The organism is Pseudarthrobacter scleromae (assembly GCF_014644515.1).
GTDB lineage: Bacteria > Actinomycetota > Actinomycetes > Actinomycetales > Micrococcaceae > Arthrobacter > Arthrobacter scleromae.
Genome location: NZ_BMKV01000003.1, coordinates 509,581 through 525,474, shown reverse-complemented (window position 1 = coordinate 525,474; position 15,894 = coordinate 509,581). Strand labels below are relative to the sequence as shown.

Genomic DNA, 15,894 nt, shown 5'->3' with positions numbered 1-15,894 from the left:
ATATGGACCTTGAACTTCGGTTTCCTCATTCCTTTTGTCGGAGGAAGAAGGCTCCGAGGGTACCTGCAAGCGTGGCGAAGACGGCCACCGAGTAGATGGCCAGCAGGACCTGGATGATGCGTGAGAAGGTGCTTGTGCCGGTGATGCCGTCACCGGTGATGGCAGCCATGGCCGACTCGTACAGGGACTGGGCGTAGGAGCTGTGCTCTCCTGTTACGTAGAGGAGTTGGCTGGAGGCGAGGATGACCACCGCGGTGACCGCGCTAAGCCAGCCGATCCTGCTGGTCAAAAGGCGTCCTGCCGAGCGGGAACCCCGGATGCCGGCTGAAAGGATGGAGCCGTAGCGGGCGACTCTCGCGACACGTAGGAGCCGAAGTGCCTGCAGTGCCCGGAAGAACCGCAGGAACGGTAGCAGCAGGAAGATGACCTGCCACCAGCTTTTCCGCCAAAAGTCCTTACTGAAACCTGCAATGTAGGCGCGTAACAGGAATTCAGCGACGAACACAGCCCAGAACAACCAACCCGCGACCGTGAAGGCGTTGACCATGGCGGGATCTTTGGCCACCAGCTGGCCGAGTACTACAAAGAGGAAGATCACGCCGAGGATCCCCATCGGTTTATCCAACCGTCGGGCCAGTATTTCAGCGCGGCGAAGCCGGCCGCTTCCTAAACGCGCGCCCTTGCCGCCAGACGGGTGTTCGTGGTCCGTCATGGATGTCCGGGCCGGGGAGCGTCCTGGACACCATCAAGAGCAGACCCGTTACCGAGTTTGCTGTTGGGAATGACGCTGATGGTCCCGTTGGTTTCAAGAACCACCGCTGCAATGTCAGATAGGTCACCGGAACCGGTGGCACGGACCGCCTGCAGCACCTCGGACTCGCTGAGACGGTTGCTGCGCAGCTGGGCATGCTGAAGTTCCCCCATCACCACCAGTGCCACCGGCCGTGACGTCACAGCTGACCTGGCTCCAGGCACATGCGCAGAGGCCCACGCCACGAGAAACTGAAGGCCCGCCAGCAGCGCGAGTGCCGTCAATCCCTCAAGGAAGGCGACATCTGAATTGAGCAGGATGGTCGCCAGCGTGGATCCGAAGGCGACTGTCACGATGAAGTCGAACGCGTTCAGCTGCCCCAATGTCCTTTTGCCCGTGACCCGTAGGAGCACTACCAACGCGGCATACGACACCGAACCGATGATCAGGACACGGAGAATTTCCGGCCACGTATCAAACCACATACGCTTCATGCTCCTTCGATAGAAAAGTCGCCAATATCTAGGACAGGGACGCCGCTACTGACAGTACGCTGAGTATTTCCCCTTCGGTTAGCCGTTTCCAACGTGCCATGGGGCGGCGCTATCACACCGGGGGTGCCGTGGCAGGAAGCAGGAGCTCATGTTTGAAGCCCTCTCACAAAGGATGGAGTGCTGCTGATGTACTCGGACGATGGGTCCGGCTACCTGTCCGTTCCTCACTCACGCCGACAGGCAAGCCCCAGTCCGGGCGACAGATAGGCTGGCAGCATGACGTTGGGGGACGCGGCCGCGGAGCCGCTTGTGCACATTCGAAACTTGCGGACGGACTTCCTGGTCCTGCGCCTGGCCGTACACCTCCTTCAATGCTGGTCCACCGGGTACGGCAGAAAGCTCTCTGTCGCGGGGACCTTCCGCCGCAAAGAACTCGCCGCAAAATGAGCTGGGGGATGAGCGGACAGCAGCGGGTCGTCCTCGACGCCTCCTCGTTCATCAAGGGCTGGCTGATCGCCACCACGCTCTGGGTGGGCGCCATGCTCACCGTTGCCCTCTTCGTGCTTGGTGTGCCGACGGTGCGGGACGGCGAAGATGCCGGGTACCTCTGGGGCGCCGGACTCTCCCTGGCCTTCTACGGGTACGGGATAGCCCTGGTGTTCGCCGCGCCCCTGGCGTGGGTACTGGCTTACCTGCTGCGCCCGGTACTTGAACAGTGGATCCATATTGCGGCGTTCTTTGTGGTGCCGACACTGGCTTTCTGGGCCGTGGCCGGGCTGCTCGGCTTCGGATGGCACCCCGGGTGGCTGGGGCTCTGGGCGACCGTCGGTGCGGCCTCAGCGATCGGGCGCTGGTCCATCCGCAAAGACGCGCGCGTATCCGAGGCAGAAGACTCGCATACATGACATATGGGTGGTAAGCCCGACCCCAGGGAACGCCCCAATGGGGCCCATCTTGCTGGCAGTACCCGCACGGCTAGGATCTAAACGACGGGGGAGGCCCCGGATTGGGGGAGTCATGAAGTTGATCATCGTTGCAATTGCAGCCTGGGTTCTTACCGGATTGATTGCAGTTTTGGGCGTTAGCGCCGGTGCCACGATCTGGTTCTACATGGAACCGGTAGTCGATTCCGTACCTGATCCGGCAAGCTACTTTGTTGCCGTCGCGGTCGGGTTCCTGGCTTTGTTCCTTAGCTTCATGATCAGCATCGCCATTACTGTCCACGCTGCTCAGTGCAACTCCAGACAAAACGTCCTCTGACCGGCATCAGGACGCCCGGCAGGCAGCGGGAGTAACCGGGCCGGTGGGTCCGGGGAGTGGTCCCGGCGGCGCCGTACACATAAAATTCGAATTCCACCCCCTATAGAAAGACCCCCGTGAAGCAGAGTATTTTCGCCCGCGTTGCCCAGCTCGCCAAGGCCAATATCAACGCCCTCCTGGACTCCGCGGAAGACCCGCAGAAGATGCTGGACCAGATGGTCCGGGACTACTCGGCCAACATCCGCGAAGCCGAAGCCGCCGTCGCGCAGACCATCGGCAACGTCCGCATGGCCGAAGAGGACTACAGGCGGGCCGTGAACGACGCCAACACCTGGGGCAACAAGGCCATCGCCGCATCCCGCAAAGCTGATGAGTTCCGGGCCGCCGGGAACGGTGTGGACGCCGACAAATTTGATGCCCTTGCCAAGCTCGCTCTTCAGCGGCAGATGACCGCCGAGTCGACGGCCAAGGGGCAGGAGCCCGGCCTGGCCGCGCAGAATGAGATCGTCGACAAGCTCAAGGGCGGGCTCGACCAGATGAAGGGCAAGCTGCACGAGCTGACCGCCAAGCGCAACGAACTGGTGGCCCGGTCCCGGACGGCAGCCGCCCAGTCCCAGGTCCACGATGCGCTCACGTCCCTGGACGCTGGCGACCCGACGTCGGCCATCGGCCGGTATGAGGAGCGCATCCGCCGCCAGGAAGCCACGGTCCGCGGCCAGCAGGAACTCGCCTCCTCATCCCTGGATGCCCAGTTCGCCTCCCTGGAAGACCTCGGTGAGCAGACCGAGGTGGAAGCACGGCTCGCCGCCCTCAAGTCCATCGACCGGAAAGCCATCGACGACTAGGAACGGCTCCCTCAAGGGCCCTGGATCTGAACGGCCGGGCCCTTGGTGTTGCTGCGGCGCGGGCAACCGAGTGGGCGCCTATAAAACTGCATTAAGCGGTATCCGCCGGTGCGCGGCCGAGAGGATTGCTGCCGGCGATCTCGAATTTGGGGCCAGGACCGAGGCCCAGGAGAAGCCAGTCCGGCACCTATTGGGGACTGTGGCCCTATCCTCGGCGGACCGCATTACGAAGAACGCAGCAGCCTAGCCGTGCGAGCCAAAGCGGAGGACACGCCCGCCGGTGGCACCCAGCCTCGGCTAAGCCGCTCTTTCATCGGAGCTTTGGATCTCCGCATCCTGGACTGCTCGCCTGACGTGGGCTGGCGGCCGGCGCCGGGCTTTGACCAGAACAATCAGCATGGTCAGGATGGTGACCGACCAGGCAATCGCGGCGAGGAACACCAGGCCGATTCCCACTAAGGGGTGCATACCGAAAGTCTAGGACCGTGCCGCTTTCATTCTCGGACGCAACTCCGCAGCATCAGGGCCGGAATTGCCCACGCAGGGACCAGAAGTCAGCGGACAAGCCTCCGGGCACGAAAAAGGTGCGCCCCGTTCGCTGAGCGCACCCTTCCCGATTCCCCTCACAGTCGCATCCCCATCCGACTGCAACCATCATAAGCATGCTTAGGATTTGGTTCGCAAGCCCAAGGCCGTCACCGGGGTGGACTTCGCGCCGGGCCCGGGCGTTGCTGACCTCGGACGGCTTGCCGGTCAAACCGAGGGAGGGCCGCGGGTCGACGTGGAGCTGTCCGGTGAGCTCGACGATCTCAGCCCCGTGGTCGGGGCCGCGCTCTACCGCCTGGCCCAGGAGTCGGTCACGAATGCGCGACGGCACGCCCGCTACGCGACGCGGGTAGCCGTCCGAGTCGTGGGTGACGCCGAGCACGTGCGGTTGACGGTCGATGATGATGGTGCCGCCAGCACGGCCGGCGGCGGCCCGTCGGGCGACGGCCTGGTCGGAATGCGGGAACGCGCCAGGCTGCTGGGTGGCACGTTCCACGCTGGCCCGTCCGCGGGTGGGTGGCGGGTCGAGGCGATGCTGCCCCGAGCGGGCGCTCCCCGATGACCATCCGGGTGCTCATCGCCGACGATCAGGACATCGTGCGCACCGGCCTGACGATGCTGCTGAACGCCCAGCCTGACATCGCGGTCGTGGGCGCCGCTGCCGATGGGCGCCAGGCGGTGGGCCTGGCGCGTCAGCTGCACCCGGACGTGTGCCTGTTCGACATCCGCATGCCGCTGATGGACGGCATCGAAGCCACCCGCCAGCTCGCCGGACCCGACGTCACGGACCCCCTGCCGATCGTGGTGATCACCACTTTTGACCTAGAAGAGTACGTCCATGGGGCGTTGAAGGCCGGTGCCCGGGGCTTCCTGCTCAAGGACGCCGGACCTGCGCTGCTGACCCAGGCGATCCACGCTGCAGCCGACGGTGATGCTCTGATCGCTCCTAGCGTGACCGTCCGCCTACTTGCGGCGTTTGCCAGGTCGCAGAAGGGACCATCCGCGCAGCCAATAGAACCGCTCACCTCCCGTGAGGAGCAAGTGCTCCTCCGCGTGGCGCAGGGCGGAACCAACAGTGAGATTGCCACCGATCTCCACATCAGTCCCAGCACCGTCAAGACCCATCTGGCCAGCCTGATGCGCAAGCTCGGCGCGCGTAATCGGGTGGAGCTCGCCATGTGGGCACATGAGACAGGCCGCACCTGAGGTTGGGGCGGGGGCCGTAGAGGCCAGCGTCGCGGGGATCAAAAAACCGAGATCCAGGAAGGCAAGGGGCTCGAGCAGGGCACCGGGCAGCAGGAAAGCCACGGTATGCCGCAACGTTGGGAGGCTTTCCGGCCGGGCAGGAGATACAGGCCCCGATCAGTGCCGCCGGTTGAGCCCGTTGTCAATGGTGGGGGCTTTGGATGGTTTGATTAGTCGGTGCTTCGTCTCAGACGCCTCCTGGTCCTTGTCCTGTTCGCGGTTTGCGCCATCACCGCGTCCTTTGTCTGGGCGCTTGGGCAACCTGCCGCGAACGCTCCTGGTGCCTTTTCTCCACCGCCGAGGGCCGAGGCTGAGCTCGAGGTGCTGTCCTCCGGTATGACCACCGCTGTGAACGTGACCAGAAACCCGGATGCCGCTTGGGTATTCCGGGCTGCAGGGCAGACCGGAATCCCTGAACGCGCGCTGCGGGCGTATGTTGCCGCCGCCGTGAGCGTGAATGCTTCTGCTCCGGCGTGCGGGATCGGTTGGAACACTCTGGCGGCAGTGGGTTTCGTTGAAACAGCCCACGGGACGTACGGCGGCGGTAGCCTCACCGCTTCGGGGCAAGGGAGCCGTCCGGTTATGGGCCCGGTTCTCAACGGTGCCGGGTTCGCCGCCATCGCCGACACGGACGCAGGTCTCCTGGATGGGGATGCCCGCTGGGACCGTGCCGTGGGGCCGATGCAGTTCATTCCTTCCACGTGGCAGCTCGTTGGGCGGGACGGGAACGCGGACGGAACGGCGGATCCCTTCAATATCGACGACGCCGCCCTTGGTGCGGCGATTTATCTGTGTGCCGGCGGCCGTGACCTCACAACCGCGGAAGGGTGGACCGACGCGATCTACGCCTACAACCAGTCCGATGCCTACATCCGGAAAGTGCATGATGAGGCCAGGGCGTACGCCGCGAAGGCAGGCGCCGCGGGATGAGCCCCACTCTTAGATAGCCATACTCCCTGGCGTAACGCGGAACGTTGGATCTCTCGGTTCAGCGTGGTTTCGCGCCTTCCCGTGCAGCCGCCCATTAAAGACCCGTGCCGGCCATCTTGTGGATGACCGGCACTGGGCAGGTTCCATGCTGCTGTATGAGTTGGTGGTGGTGTACTGCTCCCGGTTCAGGGAAAGAGGCTCCGGGTACCGTCAAAAATGTCGGCCATGGTCCATGCGTTGAGGGACAATACCTGTGCCGTGCCTTCGGCGGCAAGGCTCACGTGGTCCCCGCCCAGGGTGGGGTAGACGCGGGCGGTGAGCGCTATCCCGTTGGCAAAAATTTCGACAGCGGACCGGTCCAGGATGACGCGCAGGTGCACCCGTCCTCCGGGCATGGGGACAGGTCCTGACTTGTCTTCCGCATCAACGGCTGGATCAAGGCTGCTTCGAGTGCGGTCCAGGCGGAGCGAGCCATTGCCGGCGCCGTCAACCGCCCTTCGCACCTCGATGACCGTTTCCTCGGCGGGGCTGCCGGAGGTGGCTCCGCCAGTGGAACCCAGTACACCGACCCGCACCAGAGCACCCGGTGCCAGCTGGAGGTCCAGTTCGAGGTCGAGTTGCTTGCCGGACACACCGGTTTCCAAAGGCGCCAACAAAGTGCCCAGCACTTGTCCGGGCAGGCTGGCGTGGTCACGGCGCAGCTTCTTGATTTCCGGTACGGGTGCGAAGCGGAGGGTCCCGTCCTCCGCCGCCGTGACGGTTCGCGGCAGGCTCATCACCCCTGACCAGCCGGCCTCCACCATCGCGGCATCGCTTCGGCCCTCCTGCATCCAGCCGAACATGACGCGCCGGCCGGACTCATCCTCGAATGATTGCGGTGCGTAGAAGAAGCGGCCTCCGTAGTCGAGCCGGTGCAGGGCCGCGGGCTCGAAGCTGTCCCCGGCGTATCGGCCGGTCCAGTACAGCGGGTGGCGGGTGTCGCCGTCGTTCCAGGCGGAGAAGACCAGCACATCCGGCGAGCCGTCGGCAGGTGCAGACCCCAGCGAACCGTGGCCCGCCCGGAAAAGGTCCACGCATTCCCACATGGTCCCCGTCCAGTCAGTGTCCGCAGGGTCGCCCTGCGAGGCATCGCCGATGAACAACGGCCCGATGTAGTCCCACCTCCGCAGGTCCGCTGACTCGTACAAGAACGCTGTACCGCCGCGCTGGCGGATCCCCGAACCCACCAGTTGCCGCCACTTCGTTCCTTCACGCCAGACGCAGTGATCACGGTACGCCGTGACGTCTACTCCAGCCGGCGGCGCTGCGATCACGGGATTTGCGGGGTCCTTGGTCCAGTTCAGAAGGTCCGGGGATCCTACGGCGACGCAGGGTAGCTCCCTGTCCTCGAAGCGCCCCGAATACACCAAGGTGGGCGTACCGCCGTCGTTCACCAGGACCCCCGACCAGCAGCCCTCGGCGTCCGGTCCTGCAGACGGTTCCAAGGCAACGGGCTGGTCCGTCCAGGTGACGAGGTCCGTGCTGGTGGCGTGACCCCACTGGATGCGGTGGTGGAACGCGCCCTCCGGGTTGTACTGGTAGAAGAGGTGGTAAGTGCCGTTCCATTGGCTGACGCCATTGGGATCGTTCAGCCACCCGGCCGGTGACACGAAATGGAAGCGTGGCCGGAGCGGGTCGGCTTCGGCCCGGGCAACCAACTCGTCCTGTGGAACGGTTGCGAGCGGGTGGGTCAGTTCAGTCATGCGGAAGCCTCTTCTTGAGCGGACGACGCCGGGCGGTTGGATTGGGTTGGTTCGCCCGCCAGGGCATGGCCGGCGGCGCCGGCCCACGGCCGGTAAAGGTGGCAGCGCACCCAGTGGCGGTTTTCGGGGTCTCCAACCTGGTGGCGCACGGGTTCTTCGGCCGAACAGGCCTGGTTCGGGTCGCCGTCGAAGGCGCACGTGGTCGAAGCCATGACGGCCTGCCGCAGTTCGGCCCGGCGGACGGGATCGTACGAGCCTGCCCGTGCGGGGTCCGGGACAGCGGAAACCAGGAGTTGCGTATAGGGGTGTGCGGGATTGGCCAGCAGGTCCAGGGACTCGCCTTCCTCAACGAGTTCACCGGCGAACATGACTGCCGTGCGGTCCGCCAGGTAGCGTGCGGACGCGAGGTCGTGGGTGATGTAGAGCATGGAGATGCCCTGCTCGTCCCGGAGCTTGCGCATCAGGTTCAGCACACCGATCCGGACCGAAACATCAAGCATGGAAGTGGGCTCGTCGGCCAGGATAACCTGTGGTTCAACGGCGAGGGCCCGGGCAATCGCAACGCGCTGGCGTTGACCTCCGGAAAGCTCGTGCGGATACGAGTTCAGCATGTCAGCCTGCAGGCCAACAGTGGTCATCAGCTCTTCGAGCCGCCGCACGGTCTCCTCCGCAGAACCGCCGCCCTTGCCGTGGATCGCCAGCGAACGCCGCAGGAAATGCTCGATCCTGTGGGCCGGGTTCAGCGAACCGAAGGGGTCCTGGAAGACCATCTGCAGCTGGGACCGGAACGCACGCGACGCCTGGAACCGATCGCGCTTGAGGATGTCGACGCCGTCGATCAGGATCGCGCCGCAGGTCGGCTTCTCGAGCCGGGCAACGCAGCGGGCCAAGGTGCTCTTGCCGGAACCGGACTCTCCCACGAGCGCGACGATTTCGCCGCGGTTGATTGTCAGGTCCACACCGTACAGGGCGCGGACCGACTCCCGGGAGAACAGCCCTCCAATGGGGAACGACTTGCCCAGGCCACGAATTTCAAGGGCCGGAGTGCGTGTGGCGGACGCAGCCACCGTGGATGTCAGGGAGTGGCTCATCGTGCGGCTCCTGCCAGGTCTTCGGAATCAATCACTGCAGCGTCGGCACCAAGCGGAGCCACGAAGTGGCCCGGTGCCGCCTCGGTGAGGTCCGGGATGTTCCGGAACTTCACGCCGTCGGGCAGTCCCGTCAGCGGAACCCGCGGGCCGGTGAGCGGCGGGAACGCGCCCATCAGCGCCTGGGTGTAGGGGTGGCGGGGGTTGGTGTAGACGTCCTGGGCCCTCGCGGTCTCCACGATCCGGCCGCCGTACATCACGGCCATGCGGTGGGAAAGTTCCACCATGAGCGACATGTCGTGCGTGATGAACAGGACGGAGAAGCCGAGCTCGCGCTGGAGTTCCTTGATCTGGGCCATGATCTCCTGCTGCACCACCACGTCAAGGGCGGTGGTGGGTTCGTCGAGGATCAACAGGGACGGCTTGAGGGCCACGGCCATGGCAATCACGGCCCGCTGCCGCATGCCGCCCGAGAGCTGGTGCGGGTAGGACTTGAGGCGTGCGGGGTCGATCCTCACGAGTTCCAGCAGTTCAGCCGCGCGCCGCAGGGATTCCTTGCGGGAGTAGCCGGCGTGGGTGGTGAAGATGTCCACGATCTGTTCGCCGATGGTCAGCACCGGGTTGAGCGAGTTCATGGCTGACTGGAAGACCATGGCCACGTCCTGCCAGCGGAAGCGCCGCAGCTCCTCCGGGCTCATGGCCAGGACGTCCTTGCCGCCGAAGGAAATGCTGCCGCCTGCGATCTTCGCGGGATCCTTGAGCAGCCGCATGATCGAATTGGCAATGGTCGATTTTCCGCAGCCGGATTCCCCTGCGAGACCGAACACCTCACCGGTGCCGATGCTGAAGGAAACGCGGTCCACGGCGGTGGTGGAGCGGGTGTCGCCGATGTACTTGACGATGAGGTCCTTGACGTCCAGGACGGGTTCGTGGGAGCCGAAGGACACTTGGGAGATGGTCATTTGGAGGCGCTCCTTTCGGTTTCTTTCGGGGTTTTGATCTTCCGCAGCCGCGGGTTGGTGACCTCGTCCACGGCATAGTTGATGAGGGCCAGGGCGAAGGCGACCAGCGCGATGCAGACGCCCGAGGGCACGAACACCCACCAGCTGCCAGTCAGCAGGGCGCCTTCGTTGCCTGCCCAGAAGAGGTTGTTGCCCCACGAGACGGTGCTGGCATCGCCCAGACCCAGGAACTCCAGGCCCGCTTGGGCGCCGATGCCGTAGATGACACAGGCCAGCAGGGTGCCCATGACGATCGAGGCCATGTTGGGCAGGATTTCGCGGAACATGATCCGGCCGGCCCGTTCGCCGGACACCACGGCCGCGGCCACAAAGTCCTTGGAGCGGATGGAGAGCGCCTGTGAACGGAGGACGCGTGCTGAGCCTGCCCAGCCGGTGACCACAAGGACAAGAATCACTGTGCCCAGTCCCGGAGGGAGGAACGCGGCCAGGATGACCAGCAGCGGCAGGCCGGGAAGGAGCAGGAAGACGTTGGTTACCAGGGACAGCGCTTCGTCGATGAACTTGCCGAAGTACGCCGAGGCAAGTCCCACCAGGATGCCGATGAAAGTGGACGCGAAGCCCACAGTGAGCCCCACGAAGAGGGAACTCCGGGAGCCGTGGACGGTCAGTGCGAGCACGTCCTGTCCCTTGGCGGTGGTTCCCAGCCAGTGCTCGGCTGATGGTTCCAGGGAGGCCATGGCGGTGATCCGTGATGGGTCGCCGGGAAAAAGTACCGGTGCCAGCAGGGCAAGTGCGAGGAAGACGAGCATCACGGCCATGCCTGCCAGGGCTTTTTTGTTGGTGAGGAGGCCGTGGACGAAGCTGCGGTTCGGCTTGCGGGCAGCTGGGGTTTTGTCGGCCGTTGTGCCGGGTTGCTGCAGGATTGCGGTTGTCATGATCGCTCCCTCTAGTTGCTGCGCACGCGCGGGTCGAGGCGGACGTAGAGGATGTCCACCAGGAAGTTGGCCAGCAGCACGGCGGCGGTGATGGTCAGGAACAGGCCCTGCATGAGCGGGTAGTCGAGGCCCTGGACGGCGTTGAGGAGTTGGTATCCGACGCCGGGGTAGGCGAACACCACCTCGGTGAGCAGCGCACCGCCCACCACGAACCCCAGTCCCATGCCGAAGCTTGTGACCGAGGGGAGCATGGCGTTGCGTGCTGCGTAGCGGAGCATGATGCGGCCCGGGCGGAGTCCCTTGGCTTCGGCCATGGTGATGTAGTCCTCGGAGTTGGTGGCGATCATGGTGTTCCGCATGCCCAGCATCCAGCCGCCGATGGAGACCAGCACGATGGTCAGGGCCGGAAGCACCAGGTGCGCGCCGACGTCGCCGATGAACTCCCAGGTGACCCCGGGCTCCAGGCCGGCGGTGAAGGCGTGGCGGATGGGGAACCAGTTCAGTACGACGCCGAAAAGGTACAGGGCGCCCATCGCGAGCCAGAAGTACGGGAACGAGCCGATGAACACGAGCAGCGGCGGAAGCGCGGAGTCGATCGCGCCCCCGCGCCGCCAGGCGGCGAGGACACCCAGCAGGTTGCCCACGACGGCGGCAATCACCAGTGCAGTCCCGCCGAGCAGGAGGGTCCAGCCGATCTGGGACGCAATGACCTCGGTGACCGGGGTGGGGAAACGGGAGATGGAAACGCCCATTTGCCCGGTGAAGATGTTGGTCATGTAGCCGATGTACTGCTCCCAGAGGGGCCGGTCATCGACACCGAGCAGCTTGCGCAGGGCCTCGATCTGTTCCGGCTGCATTCTGTCCTGGGTGCGGGCGAACATACGCGAGACGGGGTCCCCGGGCATGAAGCGGGGGAGCAGGAAATTCAGGGTGATGGATGCCCAGAAGGCGATCAGGTAGAAACCCAGGCGGCGCAGGATAAAGCGCACGGTTTCCCTCCATTTCGGGAATTGCGGAAAGTTTGGGGGCTGGCCGCCGGATGATCCGGCGGCCAGCAGTGGTGCGTGATGGGCCCACGCCGCCGCGAAGCGGTGGATTGGCCCACGCCGCCGAGGGTTCCCTAGCCGCCGCGAAGCGAGGCTGGGGCGGCGGTGGGGACTACTTGCGCGGTTCCAGCGTGGTCAGCACCAGTACCGTTGAAGGTGAGCGGACCGAAAGGGTGGCGTAAGGGTTGTCCTCGGTGGGCCAACCTGTGAAGCGGGCGTCGTTGAAGGCGCCCCACTCCGGGCCGGAGAACAGCGGCACCAGCGGTGCGGACTCGTCGTACTCTTCCTGCAGCTTGTTGGCGATGTCCTTTTGCTTGGCCTCGTCGGCCTCTGCAGCGAACTCAGCCAGCAGGGCGTCGGCTGTGGTGTCGCCGAAGCGGTGGTAGTTGTCGAACGTCTTGGTGCCCACGGGCTTGACGGTCGCCGTGCCCATGGAGGAGTTGAAGTACTTGTACGGGCTGGGGTCGTTGGCGCTCCAGACGATGCCGGAGTCGAAGTCGCCCGTCTCGTAGCCGGCAACCACGGCAGCCCAGTCCGGGGACTCCACCTTTGCCGTGACGCCGACCTCTGCCAGGTTCTGCGCGATCACGTTGGCCACGGACAGCCAGTCGGAAGAAGACGCGCCCACGGAGATCTTGAATTCGAACGGTTCGCCGTCCTTGAGCGTGCGCTTGCCGTCAGCACCCTTCGGGTAGCCGGCCTTGTCCAGCAGCTCGTTGGCCTTTTGGACATCCAGCTTGGTCCAGGTGCAGTTGTCCTTGACCTCGTTGTTCTTCCAGGTCTCGTAGTTGCCGGACAGTCCGGTGCAGTCCGCAGGCTCGGCGTAGCCGCTCATGCCGATCGTGGTGACCTGCTCCCGGTCAACGGCCATGCTCAGGGCCTTGCGGACCTCGACGTCGTTGAAGGGGGCCTTGGTGGTGTTGAGCTGCCAGTTGATCATGGCGCCCGTGGCCGGGAACCAGTAGTGGCGGTGTTCCTTGTCCTTGGAAACGAACGTCTTTTCGATGTTCGGGATGTACTGCGGGGCCCAGTCCACGTCGCCGTTCACGGCGGCGAGGTTGGCGCCGTCGTTTCCTGCGAAAGCGAGCATCTTGATACCGGCGATCTTCTGCTTTTCCGGCTGCCAGTAGTTGGGGTTCTTCTTCAGCACAAACGACTGGGCCTGGAAACTGTCAACCTCGGTGTAAGGGCCTGTGCCGACGGGCTTTGCGTTGGCGTCCTTTTCCGGATCGGCAAGGGCGGACCATACGTGCTTGGGCAGGATGGTGAGGTGTCCGATGTCGTAGAGGGCCGGGGACCACGGCTTGTTGAAGGTGAAGGTCACTTTGTTGGTGCCTTCGGCGCTCACGGTGTCCAGGTACTCGAAGCCGCCCTTGATCTTCTTCTGGAGCTCAAAGGTGTAGGCGACGTCCTCGGCCACGAAGGGCTGGCCGTCGGACCACTCAACGCCGTCGCGCAGGGTGAAGGTGATGGACCTGCCGTCGTCGGCGGCCTCCCATTCAGTGGCCAGCCACGGCACGGTGTCACCCTTGGCCGGGTTGAAGATCAGCAGGGATTCGTAAATGGACTGCTGGACCATCGGGTTGACGGTGGGCGCGAACGGGTTGAAGTTCTGGACAAACGTGCCCATGTCCTCCCGCGGGATGGTGAGGAAGGCGCTGGCGTTCGCTGCGGCGTCGGTGCCGGCAGACTTGTTCTCAGTGGCTGCACAGCCGGTCAGCAGCAGTGCGCCTACCGCCAGCCCGGCCGCCGTGGTGCGGGCAGCCCTCAGGAATCGGGGTTGTGTCATGATGGTTATCTCTTTCCTATCTTCATCAGCAAGGTGAAGGGGTGGGGGAGGGGTGGCTCTTCGCTAGTGATTTCGCGGTCAGACCGAAGAGCGTTCTAGCAGCGGACAGCCGACTAATTGCTGGTCGGCAACAATCGGCTGTCCTGCTGTCAGAGCTGCGAGCGTCTGGACTCCCAGGGCGCCCATTTTTTCAAACGGCAACGCAACCGTGGTCAGCTTGGGCCTGAGATAGGCCGCAATCAGTTCCTGGTTGTCGAAGCCGATCACGGCGATGTCTCCGGGGATGGTCAGGCCCCGTTCCTTGATGGCGTCGTATGCGCCCATCGCCATGCGGTCGTTGAGGCAGAACAGCGCGGTTGGCCTGTCCTCCTGTGGGTAGCGGTCCAGGATGTGGCACGCGGCCTCATACCCGCCGTCCGCCGTGGCGTATCCGGGGACCACGAGCTCCGGGTCCAGGTCGAGCCCGGATTCGGCGAGTGCTTCGCGTGCACCCTCCAAACGCCCGACTGCTGCGGGAATGGCCGGGTCCAGGTTGATGACACCGATCCTGCGGTGGCCGGCCTGGAGCAAACGTTCGACGGCGATGCGGCCCCCGGCGCGTTCGTCCGGGACGATCGAGGGCAGCTTCCCGTCGGCGTCGAAGCAGTTGATCAGGACGGTGGGTACTTCCTTGGCGCTTTCGGGCACGTGCACGCCACGGTGGAATGTGGCTGCGTACAGAAGTCCTTCCACGCGCTGCTCCAGCAGCTTTTCCGTTGCGGCGTCTTCCAGGCCCTGGTTGGGTCCTACGGCATCGGCCTGGTCAGAGGGGGCGATGAGCAGGAACTTGCGGTCGAGCCAGGCCTGGTCTTGTGCACCTTTGATGATGTCGACGGCGAACGGTGCCGTGACGATCTCGGTGACAATTCCGTACCAGTCACTGCGCTGGGATGCCAGTGCACGTGCTCCGGCATTCGGGCGGTAGCCCAAGGCCTGGACAGCGTCGTTGATCCGGGTGCGGGTTTCCTCGGAGATACTGGCATTTTCGCGGTTGCTCAGCACGAACGAGACTGCGGTCCGGGAAACCCCCGCGTGCTTGGCAACATCATTCATGGTGACACCCCGCTGCCGCGCAGCCCCGGCATGGTTCGAGGTGGTGGTTTTCGCCATTGAATGCTCCGGTGATAGTCGGTGGTGCTGCCTCATAGGTAACGCGCGTTACTTGCGCATATAGAAGAGGTTACGCGCGTTACTAGATCTGTGTCAAGGGTTACATTTCCGGGCGTGACGTCCCGTGCGCAGGGCGCCGCACGGAGGTACGTGCTACGCGTGCGAATGCAGCTGGGGCTGATGCTGAAGCTGTGTGCGGAGTTCGTCTTCGGTGGGGGGCCGGGCGCCGGCCCGGGATACGGTGATCGCGGCCGCAGCGGCCGCCGTGCACCCCAGCTGGTGGAGGACGGAAGGCGCCAGGCCGCAGGTTCCGCGGGTGAGGAGTCCCAGGATCAGGGCCGACATGTAGGAGTCGCCGGCGCCGATGGTGTCAACCACGGAGGTCTTTTCTGCAGGAATGCTGAGGGTGGTGGTGGATGTGGCAAGCAATGAGCCCGATGAGCCCCTGGTAATGACTGCCAGCTCCGCCCCCAGACCCAGGATGTGCGTGGCGGTTTCCTCCAAGGCGTTCCTCGGGTAAAGCCATGCGGCGTCCTCGTCACTGAGTTTGACGACGCTGGTGAGGTGCACCAGTTCCTCGAAAGTGTGCCGTGCCTCGGCTTGTGTTCCGAGTAGGGCTGGCCTGATGTTGGGATCGTAGGTGATGATGCACTCGCTGCGGAGTTCCTCGAGCATGGCTTTGACGCCGACGGCGCCCGGTGACAGGAAACTCGCGATCGAACCGGTGTGGACGAGCTTGGGCGGAGTCTGGGTAAGATCCAGCGGTTCCACATCCCAGGTGATGTCGAAGGAGTAGCTCGCCGAGCCATCGCGGGCGATGGTGGCGGTCGCCGTCGACGTTCTCTCCAGCGACCGGGAGCCGGGCAAGAACATCACCCCGGCACCGGAGAGGTGCTCCTCGAGTGCATCACCACGGTCGTCAGTGCCCATGGACGTGAGCAGTCCGGTGCTCACCCCCAGGCGGGCCAGGCCGTAGGCGACATTGGCCGGTGACCCGCCGGGATGTTCATTGGTCCCCTCAGGCGTGGCGACGACGTCCATCAGGGCTTCCCCGATAACGACGACGTCCAACGCCTGCCCGGGAGCGTTCGGGTTCCCGTTGTTGTGCATGT

The 15,894-nt window shown here is 64.6% G+C and carries 17 protein-coding genes; 6 read left to right on the top strand and 11 right to left on the bottom strand.

From position 1 onward, the window contains the following. Positions 1-25: 25 nt before the first annotated feature. On the bottom strand, positions 26-613 hold the full coding sequence (locus IEX33_RS10530) for an ion transporter (RefSeq protein WP_188729920.1): 588 nt from the start codon (positions 611-613) through the stop codon (positions 26-28). A 95-nt stretch (positions 614-708) separates the two neighbouring features. After that, positions 709-1,236 (bottom strand): DUF421 domain-containing protein, encoded by a 528-nt coding sequence (locus IEX33_RS10525; RefSeq protein WP_188730154.1) that lies wholly within the window; start codon positions 1,234-1,236, stop codon positions 709-711. Between the two features lie 464 nt (positions 1,237-1,700). On the opposite strand from IEX33_RS10525, the gene IEX33_RS10520 reads away from it, so the two are divergent. The 3 genes from IEX33_RS10520 (at position 1,701) to IEX33_RS10510 (ending at position 3,350) form a co-directional block, all read left to right on the top strand. Beyond that, positions 1,701-2,150: a hypothetical protein gene (locus IEX33_RS10520; protein WP_188729918.1), complete on the top strand. Its 450-nt coding sequence runs from the start codon at positions 1,701-1,703 to the stop codon at positions 2,148-2,150. 112 nt (positions 2,151-2,262) lie between these two features. Beyond that, positions 2,263-2,505: a hypothetical protein gene (locus tag IEX33_RS10515; RefSeq protein ID WP_188729916.1), complete on the top strand. Its 243-nt coding sequence runs from the start codon at positions 2,263-2,265 to the stop codon at positions 2,503-2,505. A gap of 116 nt (positions 2,506-2,621) precedes the next feature. After that, positions 2,622-3,350, top strand: a complete 729-nt coding sequence (locus tag IEX33_RS10510) for a PspA/IM30 family protein (RefSeq protein ID WP_188729914.1) — start codon at positions 2,622-2,624, stop codon at positions 3,348-3,350. A gap of 297 nt (positions 3,351-3,647) precedes the next feature. Here the strand turns inward: IEX33_RS10510 and IEX33_RS10505 are convergent, their stop codons facing one another. Next, entirely contained in the window at positions 3,648-3,818 is a 171-nt protein-coding gene (locus IEX33_RS10505; RefSeq protein ID WP_188729912.1) for a hypothetical protein, read from the bottom strand. 205 nt (positions 3,819-4,023) lie between these two features. Here IEX33_RS10505 and IEX33_RS10500 point away from each other — a divergent pair, with 205 nt between their 5' ends. The 3 genes from IEX33_RS10500 to IEX33_RS19475 all read left to right on the top strand — a co-directional run bounded on the left by IEX33_RS10500 (position 4,024) and on the right by IEX33_RS19475 (position 6,071). Next, positions 4,024-4,458 (top strand): sensor histidine kinase, encoded by a 435-nt coding sequence (locus tag IEX33_RS10500; protein ID WP_188729910.1) that lies wholly within the window; start codon positions 4,024-4,026, stop codon positions 4,456-4,458. Beyond that, a complete protein-coding gene (locus IEX33_RS10495; protein ID WP_188729908.1) occupies positions 4,455-5,102 on the top strand; it encodes a response regulator in 648 nt (215 codons plus the stop codon). The genes IEX33_RS10500 and IEX33_RS10495 overlap by 4 nt, the downstream gene beginning before the upstream one ends. A 621-nt stretch (positions 5,103-5,723) precedes the next feature. Then, complete coding sequence (locus IEX33_RS19475; protein WP_308421970.1) at positions 5,724-6,071, top strand: lytic transglycosylase domain-containing protein; 348 nt, start codon at positions 5,724-5,726, stop codon at positions 6,069-6,071. A 185-nt stretch (positions 6,072-6,256) separates the two neighbouring features. Here the strand turns inward: IEX33_RS19475 and IEX33_RS10485 are convergent, their stop codons facing one another. The 8 genes from IEX33_RS10485 to IEX33_RS10450 form a co-directional block, all read right to left on the bottom strand. Beyond that, positions 6,257-7,813, bottom strand: a complete 1,557-nt coding sequence (locus IEX33_RS10485; protein WP_188729904.1) for a glycoside hydrolase family 32 protein — start codon at positions 7,811-7,813, stop codon at positions 6,257-6,259. Further along, positions 7,810-8,904 (bottom strand): ATP-binding cassette domain-containing protein, encoded by a 1,095-nt coding sequence (locus IEX33_RS10480; RefSeq protein ID WP_188729903.1) that lies wholly within the window; start codon positions 8,902-8,904, stop codon positions 7,810-7,812. The genes IEX33_RS10485 and IEX33_RS10480 overlap by 4 nt, the downstream gene beginning before the upstream one ends. After that, on the bottom strand, positions 8,901-9,863 hold the full coding sequence (locus IEX33_RS10475; protein ID WP_188729901.1) for an ABC transporter ATP-binding protein: 963 nt from the start codon (positions 9,861-9,863) through the stop codon (positions 8,901-8,903). The genes IEX33_RS10480 and IEX33_RS10475 overlap by 4 nt, the downstream gene beginning before the upstream one ends. Next, positions 9,860-10,798: an ABC transporter permease gene (locus IEX33_RS10470; RefSeq protein WP_188729899.1), complete on the bottom strand. Its 939-nt coding sequence runs from the start codon at positions 10,796-10,798 to the stop codon at positions 9,860-9,862. Before IEX33_RS10470 ends, IEX33_RS10475 begins: the two co-directional genes overlap by 4 nt. Before the next feature lie 11 nt (positions 10,799-10,809). Next, positions 10,810-11,787, bottom strand: coding sequence for an ABC transporter permease (locus tag IEX33_RS10465; RefSeq protein ID WP_188729897.1), 978 nt, complete (start codon positions 11,785-11,787; stop codon positions 10,810-10,812). 169 nt (positions 11,788-11,956) lie between these two features. After that, positions 11,957-13,633, bottom strand: coding sequence for an ABC transporter substrate-binding protein (locus IEX33_RS10460; protein ID WP_188729895.1), 1,677 nt, complete (start codon positions 13,631-13,633; stop codon positions 11,957-11,959). A gap of 78 nt (positions 13,634-13,711) precedes the next feature. Further along, positions 13,712-14,782 (bottom strand): LacI family DNA-binding transcriptional regulator, encoded by a 1,071-nt coding sequence (locus IEX33_RS10455; protein ID WP_188729892.1) that lies wholly within the window; start codon positions 14,780-14,782, stop codon positions 13,712-13,714. Between the two features lie 153 nt (positions 14,783-14,935). Continuing rightward, the gene (locus tag IEX33_RS10450; RefSeq protein WP_188729890.1) at positions 14,936-15,892 is read right to left on the bottom strand and encodes a carbohydrate kinase family protein; all 957 of its coding nucleotides are present in this window, start codon (positions 15,890-15,892) and stop codon (positions 14,936-14,938) included. Between the last annotated feature and the right edge of the window lie 2 nt (positions 15,893-15,894).